We start from the raw sequence: 20,533 nt of genomic DNA, 5'->3' as shown, positions 1-20,533 counted from the left end.
ATTATGCTGTAATTGGTCTTGCTAAATAATTCCATCCGTCTCTTGCATCTAAAAGCCTGTATTGATTTTTATCGTATTCACCAGGAAAGAACAGAAGCATTCTACCCTTGAAAGAATTTGAACAACCGGAAAGGACATCAGACATACGATTGAATCCAAACAAAGATGAAATATCCCTAACGGCAATTAATGTATTATCGTCCGTACCATGCTTTTCAAACTCGGCAATTAAAAAATCAATAGCAAACTGCTTAAATTCTGCTTCAAGCTGGTCTACCAAACTATCAGGATCATTGAAATATTCTTCCTTGTAATCATGCTTTGACATCCAAAGCGGAAAACAGCTTTTTAGGGAAATACTAATCCATCTTTTTTGTGCTTTGATAGTAGTTGTTTCAAAGTCACCAATTCTAAGGTCAACTTTACGCTGTTCTAATGGGTCATAAACCAAGAACCAAATTCGTTCTTGGCCAGATAGTGATGATGCCCATGGTTCATTAACCACAGATTCATAAGCACTTATTAATTGGTCTATTTTAGATTGCATCAATTTCAATTTTAGTTAGTAAGTAATCGAAAGAAATAGAAGTAATGTTTCCAGCATATTGGTATTGCATTAAATCTCTTTTTGAGGCTTCAATTGATAGCTCTCTTATTTTGCTTTCGTTTGAACATAAAGCAAGTAATGTATTAGCGTTTAAAATAAAGTCACCTCTTAGACCATCCAAATAAGCCAACAGCATAGCAAAAGATACAATTCTGTATGTAATTAAAGGCTCGCTTCTGATATTTTTAATTTTACCTGTTATGAAACCTGCCTGTTTCCAAGAGCTTGCAATATTTTGTGCAACGGAACGAAGTGTGTTTTTAGTAAAACGATTAGGATGATATTTTTCAATGTTCTCTTCTATACTTTCTATATCAACTTTTTCACCTATTTTTTTTTGTGAGATTGCAGAAATACTTTCTTTTAACAAGTAGTCATTTGTACTTGCAAATACAATTGCAAGTACAGCTTTTTCGCTTTCATCAGCATTTGACCAAAAATATTTAAACGCTTTAAATTTATTTGAAGACAAATCGAATTTATAAAGTTGCAACAAAAAGCCGCTAGTCTTCTTTATTCCGTCTTGCGATTTTTTGCCAAAAACATTGTTATTCATGGATTCAATATAATTATCATTCTGAATTGAGAAATTCATAACTTTCTCTAATTCCATGAACATAATAGTTCTTGCTGTGTGGACTGTTATAGGTTTTATTTTCTTCACTATTTTTTCTTCTTCTTTAAGTTTATTTTTTTGTCTGCAACTTGCATAGCTTCATTGGCAAATTTCTCATCTTTTACCACAGCATAAATTTGGTCGGCAAGCCAAAGGGTTTGCAGTTCTTCTACATCAGCTTTGAGTATTTGGGCTAATAATGGGATTTGCTCTTTCTTTAATTGCCTATCGCCACGTTCTACTTTGCTAATAATAGAAGTGTCCACATCTAACAGAGAAGCAAGTTGCCGCAGCAACATATTTTGCTTCGTTCTTAGTTCTCTTATTCGTTCACCAAACTGTGTTGCCATTATAATAATATTGTCTTGACAAATATTGGCAAATATAAGAAAACAAAAGCAAAGAGTTACTAAAAAAAGTAGTACTTCAAAAAGGTTTGAGAAAGTGGGGAAATGAGGATTTGAGGAAAGGCAGATTACCGCTTCCTCATATCCTTAAATCCTCAAATAGGAACTATTGAGGATTTTTGGCGTTGGGGTTGGTGTACTGGTCGTGACCATCGTACTGGATAATATCAGCATCTTTAAACTCCTTGATGTAGCGTTGTGCTGACTTGTCGGTAATGCCCAAACTTAGTGCTGTAGCTACATAGGTTTGGCGGTTGAAATGGTAAGGCAGGTTTTCTAAAAACTGCTCTTTCTTGTGCTTAGGTTTTGGCTTATAGGTTTCCTGGGCTATTTGAGAATACACATAACTGCTATGCTTTACCAGTATGGTAATCATATCCAATGTGTTTTGAAAGTCGGTATCGTTACAATAAAGGCTTGTGGTAATTTCTCCATCTTCCATAATGCGGAGTGCTGAAAAAATCATCATTATACGGAAGGCAATTAAGCCCAAACGCCTTACTGAACTGATAATCTCTTCTTCTTGGATATTGACATACAGGGTTTGCATTTTCTCAAAGAATTGATTGAACTGCAATTGCTGTGATGGGGTCAAAGAAAAGTGTACATCGGGGTTGGCTTGTAAAGTTTGGTACAAACTGAAAAACTCATTGCCCAGCTTTTCAAAATGCACATCTAAACCGTTTTCAGTTTTGGAGGCAAACACATCTTTCCAAATCAATTTCATATTCATTACATAGAACATAAAACGGCTGAACAAACCATTTTCAGCATTTGGAATGAGGGTTGTAATTTGCTTGGGAGTACCTGAAAGTAAAGCTGATAAACAAGGTCTGTCAATTTCTACATATTCCTTGTCTGTTCTGCGATAATATGAGATAGGTTCGTGTTGAAAAGCATTGCGAAAACCATCGCTAAAGTCTCCGTAATCGCTTTTAAATGCTTTGGCAAGGGTATCGCCCTCTGTTTCAAAAATTAGCCCTCTTTTATCGCTATCGCCCAATATTTCTAAAAAGCCTGTTGCACTGTTATTGGCAGGAATGAACAACATTTTTTGAGGTGGTTTCTGTGGCTTTTCGGTGTTGGCATCTTTACCCTTGTTTGCGTTGTACTCTTGCATATCCACCTCAAACTGTTGCTTCATTATCTTGGCTTGGTTTCTCAATGCTAAGTGTATGGGTTCAACTAATTTTCGGCAATGAATTAAAATGCCTTTCCCTGCTGATGCTTTGGCAGAAATGAAAATGAACAGGTTTGTATTTACTGGATTGTCGCCATACTTACCAATGAGTTTAGGAAATGCCACACTTAACGTAACCAATGAACCTAACAATAAAATATCCCTTTCTTCTTTGGTGGTGGCTACTTGTGTAATGTGTTTTAAAAACTCTGGTATTGTGTCAAACACTGCATCGGGCAAAGTAGGCATTTGTTCTTCGGGCTGTGTTTCCTCTTGATCCGTTGCCTTTTGCTTGGGTTCAAACTTTTTGTGTTCTTGGGTGTGGTGTGAATAGGCACTATTTACGGCAGTCTTAATTTCTCTTTCAGATAAATCAAAATGCTGTGTACATAGTATTTCAGTATCGGATTGCGATAAACCAACTCTGTTGCAATTAGAAGCAAGCAGATAAATAAAATTATTTCTGTTTCCATCGGTGTATGATGCTTTTTGGTTTGTGAATTGAATTTGTTGATTGAATAAAAATGTAATGTTGAGGTCTTCGGGTTCTGCCTTTTCTATTGGAACAACTGGAGCAATAGCCGTAGGCGTTTGCGATTGTTGTTCTTGAATGAATTGGGGCAAAGCCACAATGAATTTCTCGTTTTGGATGGTCCTGTAAGCGTTGGGGTCGTGGCTCATAAAACAAAGCCTTGTAACATCTTTGCAGCTTGGGTCTGCCTTTAGTCCTGTGGCATCTTCATAATACTTCTGCACTTGCAAATAAGCAATGTCGTGGTGTTCCAGTTCGGTGCTTACCTCAACAAATACTTTTAAGCCGTTGCCACTTGGACTGATGAAGCAAAGTGATGTGTAGGAGATTTTGCTAATGATTGCAAACGCAGTTTGCAATTGCTCCAGTGTGAGTTTGTCAAAATCTAAATGCACAAAGCCACTGTACATTTCAAGAAAAGGCATTTGCCTTTTTTCGCTGAATACAGCCGAAGGCGTAAAAGCTAATAACTGTTTCTTTTTGTTGTCGGCTTCTGCCTTATTGCCTTGTGCAATAAGATTGCGGATTTCTTCTACTTCCGTTTTGTACTTGTCGGAAATAATGTCTTTACCTATCAGCAGTAGAGATTTTTTTTCTACCGGGATAGTAAAGTTTTTAAATATGGTACTTGATGCCATTTCTTTTCTTTCTTATCGGTTAAAAAATTCTATTTGCGTTTATTCTTGAGTATGTACTCGGTAGCCATAGCATCAATTTCATCGGTTGATGATTGACGGTTACGCTGCAACCATTCGTCTAACTCGGAACGCTTGAAATAGAGTTTCTTTCCTGGGGACAGAAATGGGGAATACTCTTTGTACTTGTGAGTTTGTACAAATGTGAGGGGCTTACATCAAGGAATGTGCAAGCCTCATTGAAGTTTAATACTGTTTTTTGCAGTAAGTTTTGCTCATCTAATTTGTTTGCAATTTCTGTGAGCTTGTCGAGAATTAAATTTTCTGTTGCCATCTTTTTATATTTTTAAAATTGATGGAACAAAACTCTACAATGCAGCAGGGGCAAAGGATTAGAGTGTTATATCTCATTGAGATAACTCCCTAATCTCACTATTTTTTATTTCATTTGGTTGATTATATTGTCAATGGTTGGTTGATTTTTAGGTTGTCAATTTTATTTGAATACAAGTTTTGAGCCTTTAATGGCTTATTGGTTTTTGTATAAAACAAACCTGATTTTTCAAGTGCTGATGGTGTTAGATTATTGAAGCTGGCACTAAGTTTATCAATGATGTATCTAAGCTGCACTGTTTCGCAACCGAAATACACTTTGTGCATTTTGGTAGTAAGTGCTTTTGATGTGAGTATCGTTACCAAATCCTCGGTACTACATTTACTCTCATTCAAGAACTCAACTTGATTGTTTAGCAATGTTATTACTGATTTCAGTTTTGCTTCCGTTCCTTTAAAGCCAAATGATAGTTTCTCTTTGGTTGTTGGCTTCTCGGTTTTCTCTGTTTCAATTTCAACTTTCACTAACTCGTTTATCTGTGCCTTTGGTAAATTCAAATCCAACAAATAAAAATCTTCAATACTGGTGGGGCTGTCAATACTGGCTTTGCTCAACTCCTGTATATCAAAAAATAAAATAGTGAGGTGTTGCCTTAATAACTGCAATACAAAATGAGGTAACGAGCTTTGCTCGGTAGGTGCTTCCTCAAATCCTCTTTCCTTAATCTCCTTAACTGTGTTTACTGTAAGTGCTTTGATGTTCTTTAATGCAATGGTGGTGTGGTACACTATATCCACCTTTTTGCTGTACTTCTGCATTTTGGTATTAAAAGCATTGTAAACACGAAGTGTTTCAAGGCTGATAACGGCATTATAAAACTTGCTTACTGCATCGCTGTAAGCTGGAAAATCTATTGCGTAGCAATGGTTTTTCAAAGTGCTTGTACCCTTTGTATTTTGCTTTGTAAGCCATTTGGAGAGGTCGGAATAATCAGCCAACAATATTTGAAGCTGTTGCACCAACTCGGCTTCTGTGGTGGGTTCTTTGCTGCCTACCTTTTTTATTTTCTCGTTGATGGCTTTTGTGCCTTTGGCATCAAAAGTCCAGGGCATAAGTTCTTTGAACAAAATGCTATTCAATATTTTTATTTCCATTATAAGCCAATATTTATTTTGTTAGCTGCTACTGTTTTCTTTTCATCAATTACATTAGCATAAATCTGTGTTGTTTTTAAATGCCTGTGTCCAAGCAACTTTGATACTGTGAAAATATCAGTACCCAAAGTAAGCTGCAACGTGGCGTATGTGTGCCTTGCACAGTGGAAAGTGATGTGCTTTTCAATACCTGCCTTTATCATCCATCTGTACAAATCAGCATTGCGACTATCGGAGTAAATCAAATCAGGAAATACCGGGTCGGCTGGCTTTCCTTTTTCTCCTAATAAATTATAGGCTTCATCAGATATGGGCAATGTTTCAGATCCTTTTGTTTTTTGCTGTACGAAACGGATGTAATGCCCTAACTCGGTGGATTGTTGCATTTCACTCCATTTCAATTTCTGAATATCGCTAAAACGCAAGCCTGTAAGACAAGCAAAAATAAAAGCCTTTTTCATCAACTCGTTTTTACATTCGGTTTTGGCTAAGGTCTTTAATTCATCAAGGGTTAAAAACTCTCTTACTGGTTCGCCTTGTGGCAAGCCATCTACCATTTCGGCAGGGTTGGTTTTTAGTATGCCATCCCTCACAGCTTGTTTGAGTGCTGCTCTGAACTTATTGAAGTAACTGTATTTGGTATTGGTTGAAATTGCCTTTTTGGTTTTGGTACTGGCTTCTTTCAATAGGTAATCCCTGAAGCCATCAACAAAGGCTTTATTGATTTGATTGAATTGTATATCTCTTGGGCAATACTTTTCAAGTGCTTTATGGTACTATCCCAATTGCCATAATTCCCTTTGCTGTCTTTTCTCTTTTCAGCCAATGCCTCCATATACATAATGAAGTAAGTTTTTAGCTTCTCCTTATCGTGGAAATCATAAGTGCTGTTTTGTATCTCCAAATGCCTTTTACTGCGGATGGTTTCAGCCAATGCCAGTATCTTTTTATTTTCTTCTTTTACTGCATTGGTGAGCTTCCCTTTTTCGGGGTCGGGTGTTAGGTACAAATTCAAATACTCATATTGGCGTTTGCCATTGGAGTAGTACTCTAAATAAAGGCTTATTTTATCGCCTTTGAGCCGTTGTCTTAATGTTACTTTCATTTTCTTATCAGTTAAATAAATTATCAATTGAAGCCCTTTTGATGATGGTACGACTGCCCAGCTTTGCCACCGGCAAACGATTACTTTTTATCATCCGTTGAATGGTCCATCTGCTTGCACCCAAAAGGGTAGCAACTTCCAGTATGCTTAAAAATTCTTTCTCTCTTAAATTAGTGTGATTACCTGCTATCGGGTTGGATAGGGTTTCAGTAGCAACTACTGGAGAAGCGGAAACAATTTTGCTTTGTTGGTTCTTAAATTCTGCGTTTACTTTTTCTTCTCGTTTGGTTTTCTTGTAGGCTGCACTGTTGCATTTATGGCCACAATACTTCGTTGTGGTCTTTTGGGCTATGAAAGCCTTACCACAATGATTACAGAATTTAGGAAGTTTAATTGTACTACTCATTTGTTGCTACTTGTTGCAGTATGTTGCTGGGTGGTGCTACTTGGTGCATTATTTCGCCTGACTTCCATCAAACTGATATGTGGGCAACAAAATAGCCAATTGGGCAACAACTGGGCAACAAATATAAGTAAAAAAGTAGAGTTGGGCAACAAAAAAGAGAAAGAAAAGTGTACTGAAACTCAACAAAAACAGGCACTTAACAAACAAAAGAAAGTAAATTACTTTCCGATACAAAACTTCCCAAAAATATTTCCAAGGATCTCATCATTGGATATCTGCCCGCTGATCTCTGCAAGGTGGTATAGTGCTTGTCGGATAGATTGCGCCAGCAAGTCTGTTTCCAGATGGCTGTCGAGGCCGGCGAGTACTTCTTTCAAATTTATTGCTGCAGCTTCAAGAGCCTGGCGATGCCGGGCATTGATGGCAATGCTGTTGTTTTGAATTTTTTGATCCCCGATCGCAAGTTCATAAAGTTTTTCTTTCAGATATGGAATGTTCATCAGATTTTTTGCTGAACAGGCGATGATGTTTTCTTTGTGTATTTCGTTATGGATAAAATGTTCATAATCGATGTAGGGATTCAGATCCATTTTATTCGCTACAACAAGTAATTTTTGATCAGGACGAAGGAGGCTGTGTACTTCCTGCCACATCTCTTCTTTGGAAGTTTTGACCACATCAAAGACATAAATCAACACAGTGGATTCATCGATCTTTACCATGGTGCGTTGCACACCCATCGCTTCAATTTGATCTTGTGCTTCTCTGATCCCTGCAGTGTCTATAAAACGAAAGAGCACTCCGTTGATGTTCATTTTTTCTTCAATGGTATCTCTGGTTGTTCCGGCGATGTCTGAGACGATTGCACGTTCTTCTTCGAGTAAGGCATTGAGCAAAGTAGATTTACCTGCGTTTGGCCTGCCGGCAATAACGGTGCTGATCCCATTTTTTACAGCATTGCCCAACACAAAACTTTGGTTCAGCGTATCTATTTTATCCAATGCAGCATGCAACAATTTTTTGAATTGAGTTCGGTCTGCAAACTCCACATCCTCTTCGGCAAAATCCAGCTCCAATTCGATCAGACTGGCAAAATTTAAAAGCTGCGATCTGAGTTCTCCGATTTCGTTTTTTATGCCGCCTTTCAATTGACTCATGGCAAGACGATGCGCCGCTTGTGATTCTGAAGCGATCAGATCTGCCACAGCCTCGGCCTGAGAAAGATCCAGCTTGCCATTAAGAAATGCCCGCTGGGTGAATTCTCCCGGCTTGGCCATTACGGCACCCTGACGCAGGAGGAGTTCCAGTATCTCTTTGAGCAGATAGGAAGATCCATGACAGGAAAACTCCACCACATGTTCCCCGGTATAGGAATGGGGACCCACAAACACGGTCGCCAGCACTTCATCCAGCGTGTTTGATTGTTCGTCAAGGATCTTTCCCAGATGAGCAGAATGACTTTTCTGTTGGGATAATTTCTTTCCTTTAAAAATCCGGTCTGCAATGTTAATTGCTTCCGGTCCTGAAAGCCGGATCAGTCCGACAGCGCCGACCCCTTCCGGTGTGGCGATGGCTGCAATGGTGGTATTAGAATTATTATAATCCAAAATGGAATTTTGTTACACAAATCTATGTTGATTAAGGTGCAAATCGATTCAAAACCAATTATTATTTCTAACTAGCTTTGCATTATGGACGAACTGAGTGTAAAAGAAAATTTGAAACAAGCGGGAAAAACCACAGTAAAATGGTTCAGGAGGCTGATGATCTTCGCCCTTGTAATGTTTATTGCGTTTATTGCCTTCATCCTCTTGGCCAATTACAGCGATGGTTCAAGGACGGGTTACGTGACCAAGATAAGCCGCAAGGGATATGTGTTTAAAACCTTTGAGGGGGAATTGAATTTTGGTTTCTTTGGTGGCGCCACGGGTACCAATCGTCCGGTGGACAACGTTTGGATATTTTCGGTAAGTGATGGCTATGTTGCTGATCAGGTCCGAAAAGCCTCTGAAAGTGGGCAAAAAGTGACCTTGTTTTACAAGGAAAAATATGTAAAAATTTTCTTCATCGGGGAGACTAAATACATTGTCTACAAAGTAGAGCCCTCGTTTTAAGAAGGTCTATAAAAATTGGAATACCAGCAGACTGCTGAGGTAGGCCAGCGCCCCCATGTAAAAGAATTGAATCAGCGCCCACTTCCACTTGCCTGTTTCCCGTTTCATTACTGCCAATGTGCTCATGCATTGCATGGCAAAAGCATAAAACAACACCAGCGAAAGGGATCTTTTCGGACTGTAAAACTTAGAGCCGTCCGGTGCTTTTTCCAGGGCCATTTTATCTCTGAGGGTGCTGACATCTGAGTCCGGCCCCAAACTGTAGATGGTACTCATGGTCCCTACAAATACTTCCCTCGCAGCAAATGAAGTAATCAGTGCTATCCCTATCTTCCAGTCAAATCCAAGCGGGGCTATAACGGGTTCAATACTTTTTCCAATCTTGCCGGCAAAGGAATGTTCCAACATCTGTGCTGCCACATAATGATCTGTTTCATCTGCCGACATATTTAATTTCAAGGCTTCCGCACTGGCTTCTGATCTTGTCCTTTCTTGTTCGCCGGGAAAGGAAAAACTTGCCAGAAACCACAGTACGATGGAGATCATGAAAATCACTTTTCCTGCTTCTATCACAAAACTCTTTATCTTGTCCAGCACCACCAGGACTACCTGTGTCAATTGTGGCCACTGATAAGTCGGCAGCGGCATGGCAAGAATACTTTTTTCTTCTCGCCTGCTGAATTTATGAATGATCCACGCAGTGATCAGCGCCATGCCTATCCCAATAAAATACAAACCCATAAAGACGAGTCCCTGAAGATTCAGGATCCCGAAATAATATTGTGTGGGTACGATAAATCCAATCAATGCAGCATACACAGGAATCCTCGCCGAACAAGGAATCAACGGAATGACAAATGAAGTCATGAGCCGTTCTCGCGGGTTGCTGATGCTGCGGGTCGACATGATGGCGGGAATCGCACAGGCGCCTCCGGAGATCAATCCCATAACGGATCTGCCGTTCAGTCCGAATTTTACCAGAATATGATCGAGCAGGTAAACCACTCTGGCCATATATCCCACTTCTTCCAGCAAGGACAAAACCATAAAAAGCAACGCTATCTGTGGAATAAAAACCAGCACGCCCGCAAGTCCCGGTAAGATGCCCTGAATCAACAAATCAGACCACCAGGCTTCAGGTAAGAATTGATCCAGCTGGTCTGCCATTAACGCAAATGTATAATCAATGGCATCCATCGGAAAACTGGCAAAACTGAAAATCATTTGAAACATCAGAAAGACCACCGCCAAAAAAATGAACATGCCCCACCAGGGATGGGTCAGCACAGCATCTATTTTTTTGGTGAAGCTGATGCGGGTTTTGGAGCTACCCGTTTGGTCGGTGTTAGCTTGTTGGATCCGGCTATTCCATTCTTCGATTAATCGGTAACGACTCAGGGTCTCTTGTATCTGGCGTTGTATGGATTCTGAAACGGTAAACAAGGGTGTTTTTTGATCACCATTTAAAGATGGGTGGGATTTCAGATAGGTCACATAATTGTCTTTCTCGCTTTTATTGGTTTCCAGAATTGGCAGCATGGATATGGATTCCTGATCCAACTTGTAAAACGAATCTGCTTTATTTCCGTAGATGGGATTTTGCGCATAGGAATCTACCTGCGCGCGGACCAATTCAATATTTTGTTTTGTACGGTTGCTGATGGGAATCACTGTACAACGTGTCTTTTCTTCCAATAAGCGAACCCAGGCATCGGCCATGGGAGTTGGATAAAGATCTGTGTTGGTCAGACAAATTAAAACAGGTAATCCAAGGTCCAGCACCTGGGTCAGCAACATCAGTTGCTTGTCCAAAAAACGGATGTCTGCTACATAAATCACGGCATCCGGATGATTTGGATCGGATGTGTAAATCAATGCCCTGGAAAGGATGGATTCGTCCATCGAGATCGGATAAAGACTATAAGCGCCCGGAAGATCAATGAGTTCGAGGCTATGTCCGATCGCACTTTTGTAATGTGCATTTTTACCATCCACCGTTACACCCGGAAAATTTCCAACCTTTTGATTCAATCCAGTGAGCAAATTGAACAAACTGGATTTTCCACAATTGGGATTGCCGACAAATGCAATTTTAGGAGATGCCATCTTTAGGGTTGATTTCCTGAAATACAATAGCATCCCATTCTTCCTTTCTTAGCACATACACAGAGTCATCTACCTGTACATAACACGCACCCCTGAAAGGCGCCTGGCGAATCAATTCGATTTTTTTACCGGGATAGATGCCCAGTGTCAGGAGCCTTAAGGCCAGAGCTTCATGTAAAATCGAATGTATCACTCTCTGCACGCTAAATTCAAATTTGGAAAGGCAAAAGTAATCAATCAAAAGCGCAAGCCCGAATACCTTCCGTTGGAATCCAAACAAATTTTATATGCAAATAATGTGATATGTTTAAATTATTGGTTTGTTGTCTTTTAACGAAAAAGCCTGGCGAATTTGAAATTCGTCAGGCCTTTTTCAATCTACTTTCTCTCCTGGATTTTGAATTAAATCCTTCTGAACTCTGTCTCCCTGTCAACCAAAATCTAATAATAATCTCATTTACCAAACATAAATTCTTGCAACTGGTTCTCAATATGTTTGAATAATTGTTCAAAATTGAATTCAGCACTGTTAAAAGTGGATTTAACCTACCCTCAAAATTCTTTTGAAGGATTAATTTCCTTGAGGATGAAAATATTTAACACTCTATTTGTGTTACCTTAGGCAGCGAAATGTTTACATCCTGCGTTATCCTGTTAAATTATTTTAGCCATACTTTATGGACATTAGCCTAAGCATATTATCTTCTGAATCCGAACTGATACAAGCCTGTATCAGAAAGGAAGAGGGCTCAGCAAAAAATCTATGAAGACAACTACAGAAATTTGCTGGTCGTCTGTATGCGATATGCTGCCAATCAGGACGATGCACTCGACATATTGCACGATGGGTTTTTCAAGATCTTCACCAACATAGGTTCTTATGAACCGAATACTTCACTGACTGCCTGGATGAGACGCATTGTGGTGAATACCAGCATAGATTATTACAGATCTAAAAGCAGGCGTCAAACAGCCGATCTGGATGAAGCACAACACATGAACCATGGTTCTTCCAGTCCAATTGATGCACTCACCCTGGAGGAAGTAATGAAGGCCGTACAAAAACTATCTCTTACCTACAGATCCGTGTTTAACCTCTACATCATCGAAGGTTATTCACATAAAGAAATATCGGACATCCTTGGCATCACAGAAAGTACATCACGATCAAACCTGGTCAAAGCAAGGCAAAAACTTAGAGAACTCTTAAATGTGGACCATGGAAAATAACCAGTTTGATCAGTGGATCAAAGAAAGTTTAAATCAATACACACCAAAAGATGTAAAACCTGATTGGTCTGCAATGAAAAGCCGGTTGCAGGAGGCCGATAAAGCCAATCAAAATTTTGATCAATCCATACGTGAAAAATTAAAGGCTGCAGAGAAACACATTCCGGGTGCTGAATGGCAAGCCTACCATCAGAAACAAATCATTTTCAGGGAACGACGACGTAGAATTCTTACCACCAGGGTGTTGGAAGCGGTCATCATTTTACTTCTTATTTGGACTGTCAATGGAATTGTTGTTCCGGAAGTGATCAATTACCGTTCGGATAAAAATAAAATTGCGTTGAATTCCGATGCTCCATCAAATTTGGAATCTTTACTTTCAAATCAATCCGCAAGTATTGCAGTAAAAGAATCAGGCAATAATTCTGTCGCGGAGAAGAATTCCATTTCTAAAATTACCAAATCATTCAACGGAAAAACAAGCAGCCTTCCTAAGAAAAAAATGTCCGCAAATGGGGACACCAAAACGATGGATTTGGCAAAAACAAATTCTAACCCTGCAAACGTAAAAACAAGTTTGGAAACCAAAAATTCCGTTCCACTTTCTTCAACCGGCAACATGGAAGAATCTTCCAAATCAAAGCCTGCAACAGAAGTAGAAACAGAAGCACGACCGCTGCAAGATCATAATTCTAATACACCAATAGAATCCCCAGACGCTGAACCGAAGGAAAACATAATTCCACGGGAAGGTATCCAGCTCGATCTCTTGCCGGAAAAATTAAATCCAGCAGGTATTTCATTCCTTAGCTTACCACTCAGCGTTGAGATCCCGAAAATGATAAAAACCTCGAAAGATCTATCCACCACTTATTGGATTCAGGGATCAGCAGGAGGAGGCATAAATTTTATTGCGACACCCAAAGATGTCCATTTGAACCTGGCATCCAGGAATTCGATTGGCTCGGCTTATGTCGGAGGATTATCAGTCCTCTTCGATCATCAAAGGTGGCTGCTGGAAACAGGAGTCACTTATGCATTTCTAAGCAACAAACCGGGTATCAAAAATATTTATGGAAATCTGGTAACAGGCTACTTCCAAAAGCGATTTGTTCAGGCTAATTATTCACTCATCGATCTTCCGGTACTCATCCATCTTAAGTGGATGAAGTCAGGACCTTGGGAACTGAGTTCTTCGGGAGGAATGTCCATTACAGCTTGTGTGGATACCCGTTTTGATTTTGTAAAAGAAACTGCCGATAAAAATTCAACCCAGGGCATCTCAAATATTCCAAAAGAATCTTTGCTGGATAACAAATCTTACATTCATGGACTTACCCAGGATGATAGTTTTAGTGACAATTCATTTGCTAATTTAATTTTGGGTTCGAGATTAACCTATGCTTTAAGACCGGACATGAATGTATTTACAAATGTCCAGTTTAAAAGAATGCTGAACCAAAATGGATTCGGTCCAAACGCCGACAAATACAATCAGTTGTTGTGGAGTTTTGGAATACTTAAACGTTTATAATTTCTGGATGAACAACAAAGAAATATCTCAAGTCAATTTTCAAAGACTTGTTTGAAGAACTAACTAATCATTTTTCTAAATTTAGGGTAGTATGTGTGATCCCCAATTATGGGGATCATTTTTTTTCTAAGTAATTCATTTTTCTTGATAGAATTTTCAGATTTTAATCATTACACAAAGTTCTGTTGACAATGCCTGGATAATGACTACTCCTTCAATTTTTCAACATGGATATGAATCGAAAATTGAAATATAAGTTAAGGGCATGGCAGTGTAAGTTATTTTTTTTAAGGTAAAAGCCTTTAATTCCATACCAATCCTTTCTTGGAAAAAATTTCATTTTGAAATGATGTATAAGAATAAAGCAGATTACTAAATGTAACTAATTTTATAAATCACCGTAGCAATTAATCCTACTCCTCTCCGAATTGCTTTTCTTCATGGAGTTTCTTAAACAGTGCCTCCAGACGATATACTTCGTCCAGCGTTTCATCCAGGTAAAAACGAAACTCAGGCATCAATCGAAGCTGTTTCTTCAACCTTTGATGCATCGCCTGTTTTAAACGTGCATAGTGCTCTTCCATCATCAGGATCACCTCCTGTTTGTTCTCATAATTGTATATGGATACATAAATTTTAGCAAGACTCATGTCCGGACTCATCTTAACACCGGTAACCGTAACCATAGCGTCTTCATAAATGTACTTTCCCTCAGAAGAAAGTACCATACTGAAATTCCTTCGAATCAACTCAGCAACCTGTTTTTGTCTTATGGTTTCCATGATAACGGATTTAACGAATTTCTCTAAAGGGTATTGTTATTGGATGCGTAAAGGTAGGGAATAATCAAATTCATGCCCGAAATTTGTAATTTGTCTGAGGCTTAAGCTTATTTTGCACGCAGAAATAAAATGAGTTTTCTTAAACCCGACAGTGCGATTGAATATCTGAAAGGGGTAGGCCCTCAAAGGGGCGCACTCCTGCGCAAACAGCTAAACATTCAGGATGTACAAGGCCTGCTTTTCTATTTCCCATTCCGCTATATTGATAAAACTCAGATACACCAGATCAAAGACATTGAATTCGACGGACAATGGGTTCAATTGAGGGTTCAGGCGGTGCGAATGGGGGATCGTGGTCAGGGAAGAGGTAAACCCTTGGTGGCTGCTGTCAAAGATGCTACCGGAACTCTTGAATTGGTTTGGTTCAGGTCACAAAAATGGGTGGAGGATCATTTTTTAGCCGGAAAGACTTACCAGATTTATGGCAAAGTACAGAAATCAGCCTATGGTTTTAGTATTTCTCATCCCGAGTTTGAGGAATATGACCCCACCCAGATCAAGCCTAATGCTGCTCGCTTCGAACCGGTCTATTCCAGTGGAGAAGCATTGGCTGCTGCCGGCCTGGACAGTAAGGGCATCAAAAGAATTGTAGAGTCGGCTTTTGCATCATTTGACCTTCAAGCCGTTGAAGAAAATCTTCCTGAATACGTTCGCACCAAATTCAAACTTTTGGGAAGGCAGGAAAGTCTTCGACTGATTCATTTTCCCACTCATCAGGACCAAATCAGAAAAGCACAGGAGCGATTCAGATTTGAAGAGCTCCTCAGTTTTCAACTCAAAATCATCTCGGCCAAAATCCAGCGTCACCTGGTGGGAGGTGGATTTAAATTTCAATTATTGGGTGAACTTTTTGATCAGTTTTATCAGGAAAAATTGCCTTTTCAATTAACAGAAGCCCAAAAACGTGTCATCCGTGAAATCCACCACGATCTCAAGTCCGGAAAACAAATGAATCGGTTACTGCAAGGGGATGTAGGAAGCGGTAAAACCATTGTTGCATTAATGATCATGCTGATCGCCGCAGGGAATGGATTTCAGGCTTGCATCATGGCGCCCACTGAAGTATTGGCCAACCAGCACTTTAAATCTTTCAAAGACCTGCTGGATGGCTTGTCTATAAGAATTTGTCTGCTGACTTCCACCGTTAAAGGCAAGGACAGGCGAGAAGCCCTGGAAGGACTGGAATCCGGCCAAATTGCCTTTGCCATTGGAACCCACGCCTTAATAGAGGACAAGGTAAAATTTAATAATCTTGGGTTGGTGGTCATCGATGAACAACATCGGTTTGGTGTGGCGCAACGATCCAAACTATGGGCCAAATCCAAAGACCTACCGCCCCATATTCTGGTCATGACCGCGACCCCCATTCCCCGAACTTTGGCCATGACCATCTATGGGGACCTGGAAGTTTCAGTGATAGACGAACTGCCACCAAACCGTAAGGAGATTTACACCAGGCAGATTAAGGACATTCACCGAAGTGAGCTGATCAGATTCATGCGGGAAGAAATTGCAAAAGGGCGTCAGATTTACATTGTGTATCCCCTCATTGAAGAATCTGAAAAGGTGGATCTTGAAAATCTTCAGATGGGATATGAAAAACTCCTGACTTTCTTCCCTTTGCCTCAGTACCGGATCAGTGTCGTCCACGGCAAACTTAAGCCCGCAGACAAGGATATGGAAATGCGCAGATTTGCTGAAGGCAGATCTCACATCATGGTCGCTACTACCGTGATCGAAGTAGGGGTAAATGTGCCAAATGCCAGCGTAATGGTCATCGAAAATGCAGAGCGTTTTGGATTGTCTCAATTGCACCAGCTCAGAGGTAGGGTAGGGCGTGGAGCGGAACAATCCTATTGCATCCTGATGACGGCAGACCGGTTGGGGGTAGAATCCAAAGCCCGCATGGACATTATGTGTCAAACTAATGACGGATTCAAGATTGCTGAAGAAGATCTGCGGCTAAGAGGCCCCGGGGACCTGAGTGGTACCAGACAAAGCGGACTGGTGGAGCTGAAAGTGTCAGATGTGGTAAGGGACAACCATATTCTCATTGCGGCGAGGAAACTGGCCGAAGCTGTTCTGGAAAGAGACCCATTATTATCTCATCCGGCCAATCAATTGTTGAGAAAACTGTTGAGCACTGAAGAAGATGGTTTGAGCTGGAACAAAATCAGTTAAATAATTTTCAATACCTTATTTTGAAATTATATTATTATTGAGTTTATATTTTTAAGTTGAATTATTTATTTTCAATTTACAAAATATAATTTGGTGAAATTTTATCAGCCTCGATGGGTGCAACACCAGTTTCCAAAAAGAAAAAAACCTAAAGAGTAGTTACAATAAGCAGCATTTCTTAATATTGTGGGGTCTTATCTCAGTAGGTCAGACTTTTTATCAAAAAATATAAAAATCATGTTGTCAAAATTACTTTTTTCTTGCTTAGCCGTTTTTGTTTCCGTTTCTTTTCTTGCCGCACAGAATAATTATCAGACTGCCATAGAAAAGAAGGATATCCGTACCGTTCAGAAATCTGATGTGGACGTTAATGCTGCCTTTGTAAGCGAAGGCCAGAGACTGACTCCATTGTCTTACGCTGCAGTGAGAGCAGATGCAGAAATGGTCAGCGTACTGCTTAAGAAAGGCGCTTCTGCCAAAACCCTTGTCGACGGACAGGATGCATTGATGTATGCTGCTAAAGGCGGTAATAAAGAATGTGTGGATTTAATTCTCGCAGCAGGTGCTAATGTGATGAACGAAAGTAAAGAAGGCAAGACGGCAAGAGATTTTGCAGTGCAGGCCGGGCATACAGATATCGCAATTGCCCTGGAACAAGCAATGCAAAAAGTAGTAGATCAGGCAAAAGCCAAGAGAAATAAAAAATAGTTTTTAAAATATACGCAAACGAAAAGGAATCCAGATTTGGGTTCCTTTTTTAATTTTACACCATGAGCTGGAAAATACTGATCAATGATGGAATGGAAGAGAGTGGGGTCAACGCTTTGAAATCGCTCGGCTTTGAAGTAGATACTCAAAAAATCCCACAGGAGGAATTATCTCAAAAATTACAGGATTACCAGGGCATCATCGTACGCTCAGCGACAAAAGTCCGTAAGGAACTTATAGATATTTGTCCTGGATTGAAATTTATCGCACGTGGTGGAGTGGGCATGGACAACATTGATGTGAGTCATGCAAGAGAAAAAGGAATTGCAGTAATAAATACACCGGCTGCTTCCTCGCGCTCAGTCGCCGAACTAGCCATGGCTCATTTGCTTTCCATTACCAGGGGATTGCAGGATTCAAACAGACAATTTTCAGGAGGAGATCAATTTTCTGCATTGAAAAAGAAATGGTCCTCTTGCTCTGAACTACAAGGAAAAACATTGTTGCTCTTAGGTTTTGGAAGAATTGGATCTGAGTTGGCTAAGATGGCCACCGCAATGGGAATGACTGTGATCGTTAATGATCCATATGTCGAAAAGGCAATTTTAAAAATTAAATTGGGAACTCAGGAAGTTGAAATCCAACTTCAGATGGTCACACGGGAAGTGGGTTTACCTCTGGCTGATTACGTAAGTTTACATGCACCTTTTACCGGATCAGCTCTGCTTGGAAAGGATGAATTTGCAATCATGAAGAAGGGATGTTTCGTAGTCAACACTTCCAGAGGTGAAAATATCGACGAAGAAGCCTTGCTCCATGCATTGGATTCAGGAATAGTTTCCGCTGCGGGCCTGGATGTGTTTCAAAATGAACCTCATATTAAAGAAGCATTGATCCATCATCCGAAAATTTGCACCAGCGCTCATATTGGCGCCTCAACTTTGGAAGCACAAGAAAGAATTGCAGGCGAATTGGTGGACAAAATAAATGCATTGTTCCACTCCAATAATTAGGATTAATTTTTCAGCCACTTTTTTAGCTTAGAATTCTACAGATAAATTTTGAATTCTAAATGTATATTCATAAAGTGTTTGCTGCGATTTTTTTTGAAGTCAACTGATGGGGTATCTTATAATTTGGAATAAAAGTCAAACATGGTTTGACTCACTTTTTCTGCTTCTTCCTCTTGCGGAAAGTGACCACAAGCTGGTAGCTTGACAACTTCTGCATGCTTAAATTTTTGTAGAAATTTTTCAAGATAACTTGGTTTAATGAATGGATCCTTCATACCCCAGATAAACAACGAAGGTAAACCGGAAATTTGGCCTGCACGAGTCCATAATTCATCAAACCATTTTTGGTCATTCAACAAAGAATGAGCAAAAGCCAACGGGCCTTTTCGTTCACTCCATTTTTTAAATGGACCGGTATATTGCCCATGCAATGCACTGGATAACTTTTTATCCCCAAAAGAATTTGGCAGTAAATATGAGGGTGAAAAATTTAAATACTTGTATAAAAAAGGGAGCAATGGACTTTTTAATATTTTGGAAAAACGTTGGAAGTCAGGATCCTTCTCACTGTTCCACAACCAGGAGTTCAAAACTGTTACTGATTTAATCCATTCAGGATGGTTGATTGCGAAGTTCAATCCAATAGGTCCTCCAAAATCATGCACCACCAAATGAAATGGTCCTGGATTTAGATGTTGTATAAATGCACCCAGCGTGTCTGCATGATGGATTGTTTCATAATGGTAGTTTGGTGGTTTGCTTGATAGTCCAAATCCAATGTGGTCCGGTGCAATGCAGCGATAGTTTTTGGAGAGAAACTTGATTTGATTTCGAAAATCAAAACTCCAGGATGGAGTGCCATGAACAAATACAACAGGGACTCCTTCTCCTTCATCTACGTAATGCATTTGTTGACCATTTACATTGAAATATTTTTCGTCAAATGGGTATTCATTCTTATTTAACCAATTGGGCTGCATCTTTTTTTTGCAAAATTCTGCATAAGAAATGGAATGCATCTTGGTTTATACCAAGTTTAGATCTTGACACTGTTGAATAATTTGCTGAAGTTGGTGGGGTCAATGCCTAAGTAGGATGCTAAATATTTATGCGGGATGACATTAAGCAGGTGAGGACTTCTCTTACAAAATTTCAGAAATCGTTCCTCCATATTTAAAGTATTGCGCTCCAGGTGACGCTCAATTAATCCGCAAAGTATTTGTTCAGTCATTTTTCTAAACAATCGCTCAATGTTTTGTGAACGATCAAAAATTTTTTCAAGTTTATCTCGACTGATCACGCTAAACTCACTGTCCGTCAGACAACATAAGTCATAACGCGCAGGGGTCTCATTGAAAAATGAATCCGGTATGGCACAAAGTCCGGGAGCATAGGTAAAGGCCATGACGGTAGATTTTTCTTCTGTCTCAAAATAAGACATCTGATATCCGGATTGCACGAAATAGAGATTTTTTTGAATTTCTCCACTCCGTGTGAGAAAAGTTCCTTTTTTGGAATGAATGTAAACAAATTGGTCTTCCATGATTTGAAATTCATCCTGAGTTATTGGATGAAAAAGACAAAAAAATTCATAGAGATTCATGGTTCAAAAGTATTGAATAATTTCAAATACACGATTGACAAGGAAGGTTGCTGCATCAACAATATCGAAATTTCTTTATACTCTGTATTTTCAATTAAATGAGAACAAAGCGTGGTTTATTTCCGAAGCTTTCTTTTTAGCCCCGAATGAGAATCTACATTTTATTTCAAACCCAAAAATTGATAAAAATCAGCTTAAGGCCAAACCAACTCAATCAAATGTACAT

Annotated in this window: 17 protein-coding genes and 2 pseudogenes; 6 read left to right on the top strand and 13 right to left on the bottom strand. The window is 39.6% G+C overall.

Going from position 1 to position 20,533, the window contains the following annotated elements; genetic code table 11:
- Position 1: 1 nt before the first annotated feature.
- From IPJ83_16145 to mnmE, 8 genes and pseudogenes are all read right to left on the bottom strand, one after another.
- Positions 2-547, bottom strand: coding sequence for a DUF1788 domain-containing protein (locus IPJ83_16145; protein MBK7882067.1), 546 nt, complete (start codon positions 545-547; stop codon positions 2-4).
- Positions 537-1,274, bottom strand: coding sequence for a hypothetical protein (locus tag IPJ83_16140; protein ID MBK7882066.1), 738 nt, complete (start codon positions 1,272-1,274; stop codon positions 537-539). Before IPJ83_16140 ends, IPJ83_16145 begins: the two co-directional genes overlap by 11 nt.
- On the bottom strand, positions 1,271-1,573 hold the full coding sequence (locus IPJ83_16135) for a helix-turn-helix transcriptional regulator (protein MBK7882065.1): 303 nt from the start codon (positions 1,571-1,573) through the stop codon (positions 1,271-1,273). Before IPJ83_16135 ends, IPJ83_16140 begins: the two co-directional genes overlap by 4 nt.
- 163 nt (positions 1,574-1,736) lie before the next feature.
- Positions 1,737-3,980 carry a DUF3987 domain-containing protein gene (locus tag IPJ83_16130; protein ID MBK7882064.1) on the bottom strand — a complete coding sequence of 748 codons (2,244 nt, stop codon included), beginning with the start codon at positions 3,978-3,980 and terminating at the stop codon, positions 1,737-1,739.
- A gap of 453 nt (positions 3,981-4,433) precedes the next feature.
- Entirely contained in the window at positions 4,434-5,465 is a 1,032-nt protein-coding gene (locus tag IPJ83_16125) for a hypothetical protein (GenBank protein MBK7882063.1), read from the bottom strand.
- A pseudogene (locus IPJ83_16120) lies at positions 5,465-6,570 on the bottom strand (site-specific integrase). The gene IPJ83_16125 and the pseudogene IPJ83_16120 overlap by 1 nt, the downstream one beginning before the upstream one ends.
- A gap of 7 nt (positions 6,571-6,577) precedes the next feature.
- A complete protein-coding gene (locus tag IPJ83_16115) occupies positions 6,578-6,976 on the bottom strand; it encodes a helix-turn-helix domain-containing protein (GenBank protein MBK7882062.1) in 399 nt (132 codons plus the stop codon).
- A gap of 218 nt (positions 6,977-7,194) precedes the next feature.
- Entirely contained in the window at positions 7,195-8,556 is a 1,362-nt protein-coding gene (gene mnmE / locus IPJ83_16110; protein ID MBK7882061.1) for a tRNA uridine-5-carboxymethylaminomethyl(34) synthesis GTPase MnmE, read from the bottom strand.
- Between the two features lie 111 nt (positions 8,557-8,667).
- Here mnmE and IPJ83_16105 point away from each other — a divergent pair, with 111 nt between their 5' ends.
- On the top strand, positions 8,668-9,090 hold the full coding sequence (locus IPJ83_16105; GenBank protein ID MBK7882060.1) for a hypothetical protein: 423 nt from the start codon (positions 8,668-8,670) through the stop codon (positions 9,088-9,090).
- A 6-nt stretch (positions 9,091-9,096) separates the two neighbouring features.
- On the opposite strand, the gene feoB is transcribed toward IPJ83_16105, so the two are convergent.
- Both feoB and IPJ83_16095 read right to left on the bottom strand, forming a co-directional pair.
- Complete coding sequence (gene feoB / locus IPJ83_16100; GenBank protein MBK7882059.1) at positions 9,097-11,196, bottom strand: ferrous iron transport protein B; 2,100 nt, start codon at positions 11,194-11,196, stop codon at positions 9,097-9,099.
- Positions 11,183-11,398: a ferrous iron transport protein A gene (locus tag IPJ83_16095; protein ID MBK7882058.1), complete on the bottom strand. Its 216-nt coding sequence runs from the start codon at positions 11,396-11,398 to the stop codon at positions 11,183-11,185. Before IPJ83_16095 ends, feoB begins: the two co-directional genes overlap by 14 nt.
- Positions 11,399-11,873: 475 nt before the next feature.
- Between IPJ83_16095 and IPJ83_16090 the strand changes: the two are divergent.
- A pseudogene (locus tag IPJ83_16090) lies at positions 11,874-12,426 on the top strand (RNA polymerase sigma factor).
- Positions 12,416-13,960 (top strand): hypothetical protein, encoded by a 1,545-nt coding sequence (locus tag IPJ83_16085; GenBank protein MBK7882057.1) that lies wholly within the window; start codon positions 12,416-12,418, stop codon positions 13,958-13,960. The pseudogene IPJ83_16090 and the gene IPJ83_16085 overlap by 11 nt, the downstream one beginning before the upstream one ends.
- Positions 13,961-14,373: 413 nt before the next feature.
- Here IPJ83_16085 and rbfA read toward each other — a convergent pair whose 3' ends face one another.
- Complete coding sequence (gene rbfA, locus IPJ83_16080; protein MBK7882056.1) at positions 14,374-14,742, bottom strand: 30S ribosome-binding factor RbfA; 369 nt, start codon at positions 14,740-14,742, stop codon at positions 14,374-14,376.
- A gap of 129 nt (positions 14,743-14,871) precedes the next feature.
- Here rbfA and recG point away from each other — a divergent pair, with 129 nt between their 5' ends.
- The 3 genes from recG to IPJ83_16065 all read left to right on the top strand — a co-directional run bounded on the left by recG (position 14,872) and on the right by IPJ83_16065 (position 18,704).
- Positions 14,872-16,983: an ATP-dependent DNA helicase RecG gene (recG, locus tag IPJ83_16075; GenBank protein MBK7882055.1), complete on the top strand. Its 2,112-nt coding sequence runs from the start codon at positions 14,872-14,874 to the stop codon at positions 16,981-16,983.
- A 237-nt stretch (positions 16,984-17,220) separates the two neighbouring features.
- Entirely contained in the window at positions 17,221-17,691 is a 471-nt protein-coding gene (locus tag IPJ83_16070) for an ankyrin repeat domain-containing protein (GenBank protein MBK7882054.1), read from the top strand.
- Between the two features lie 62 nt (positions 17,692-17,753).
- Complete coding sequence (locus IPJ83_16065) at positions 17,754-18,704, top strand: 3-phosphoglycerate dehydrogenase (GenBank protein MBK7882053.1); 951 nt, start codon at positions 17,754-17,756, stop codon at positions 18,702-18,704.
- Positions 18,705-18,820: 116 nt separating this feature from the next.
- Here IPJ83_16065 and IPJ83_16060 read toward each other — a convergent pair whose 3' ends face one another.
- Complete coding sequence (locus IPJ83_16060; protein ID MBK7882052.1) at positions 18,821-19,684, bottom strand: alpha/beta fold hydrolase; 864 nt, start codon at positions 19,682-19,684, stop codon at positions 18,821-18,823.
- 56 nt (positions 19,685-19,740) lie between these two features.
- Positions 19,741-20,307 (bottom strand): Crp/Fnr family transcriptional regulator, encoded by a 567-nt coding sequence (locus tag IPJ83_16055; protein ID MBK7882051.1) that lies wholly within the window; start codon positions 20,305-20,307, stop codon positions 19,741-19,743.
- Between the last annotated feature and the right edge of the window lie 226 nt (positions 20,308-20,533).

The sequence above is a fragment of the Candidatus Vicinibacter proximus genome (genome assembly GCA_016713905.1).
Taxonomy (GTDB): Bacteria; Bacteroidota; Bacteroidia; order Chitinophagales; family Saprospiraceae; genus Vicinibacter; species Vicinibacter proximus.
Note: the sequence above shows the minus strand (reverse complement) of the source record. Positions and strands in the feature narration are given on the sequence as shown.

Bases quoted from the DNA above. Each gene is read 5' to 3' on its own strand.
- IPJ83_16145 (MBK7882067.1), bottom strand. From the start codon at position 547: ATGCAATCTAAAATAGACCAATTAATAAGTGCTTATGAATCTGTGGTT.
- IPJ83_16135 (MBK7882065.1), bottom strand. From the start codon at position 1,573: ATGGCAACACAGTTTGGTGAACGAATAAGAGAACTAAGAACGAAGCAA.
- IPJ83_16130 (MBK7882064.1), bottom strand. From the start codon at position 3,980: ATGGCATCAAGTACCATATTTAAAAACTTTACTATCCCGGTAGAAAAA.
- IPJ83_16125 (MBK7882063.1), bottom strand. From the start codon at position 5,465: ATGGAAATAAAAATATTGAATAGCATTTTGTTCAAAGAACTTATGCCC.
- IPJ83_16115 (MBK7882062.1), bottom strand. From the start codon at position 6,976: ATGAGTAGTACAATTAAACTTCCTAAATTCTGTAATCATTGTGGTAAG.
- IPJ83_16105 (MBK7882060.1), top strand. From the start codon at position 8,668: ATGGACGAACTGAGTGTAAAAGAAAATTTGAAACAAGCGGGAAAAACC.
- feoB (MBK7882059.1), bottom strand. From the start codon at position 11,196: ATGGCATCTCCTAAAATTGCATTTGTCGGCAATCCCAATTGTGGAAAA.
- IPJ83_16085 (MBK7882057.1), top strand. From the start codon at position 12,416: ATGGAAAATAACCAGTTTGATCAGTGGATCAAAGAAAGTTTAAATCAA.
- rbfA (MBK7882056.1), bottom strand. From the start codon at position 14,742: ATGGAAACCATAAGACAAAAACAGGTTGCTGAGTTGATTCGAAGGAAT.
- recG (MBK7882055.1), top strand. From the start codon at position 14,872: ATGAGTTTTCTTAAACCCGACAGTGCGATTGAATATCTGAAAGGGGTA.
- IPJ83_16070 (MBK7882054.1), top strand. From the start codon at position 17,221: ATGTTGTCAAAATTACTTTTTTCTTGCTTAGCCGTTTTTGTTTCCGTT.
- IPJ83_16065 (MBK7882053.1), top strand. From the start codon at position 17,754: ATGAGCTGGAAAATACTGATCAATGATGGAATGGAAGAGAGTGGGGTC.
- IPJ83_16060 (MBK7882052.1), bottom strand. From the start codon at position 19,684: ATGCAGCCCAATTGGTTAAATAAGAATGAATACCCATTTGACGAAAAA.
- IPJ83_16055 (MBK7882051.1), bottom strand. From the start codon at position 20,307: ATGAATCTCTATGAATTTTTTTGTCTTTTTCATCCAATAACTCAGGAT.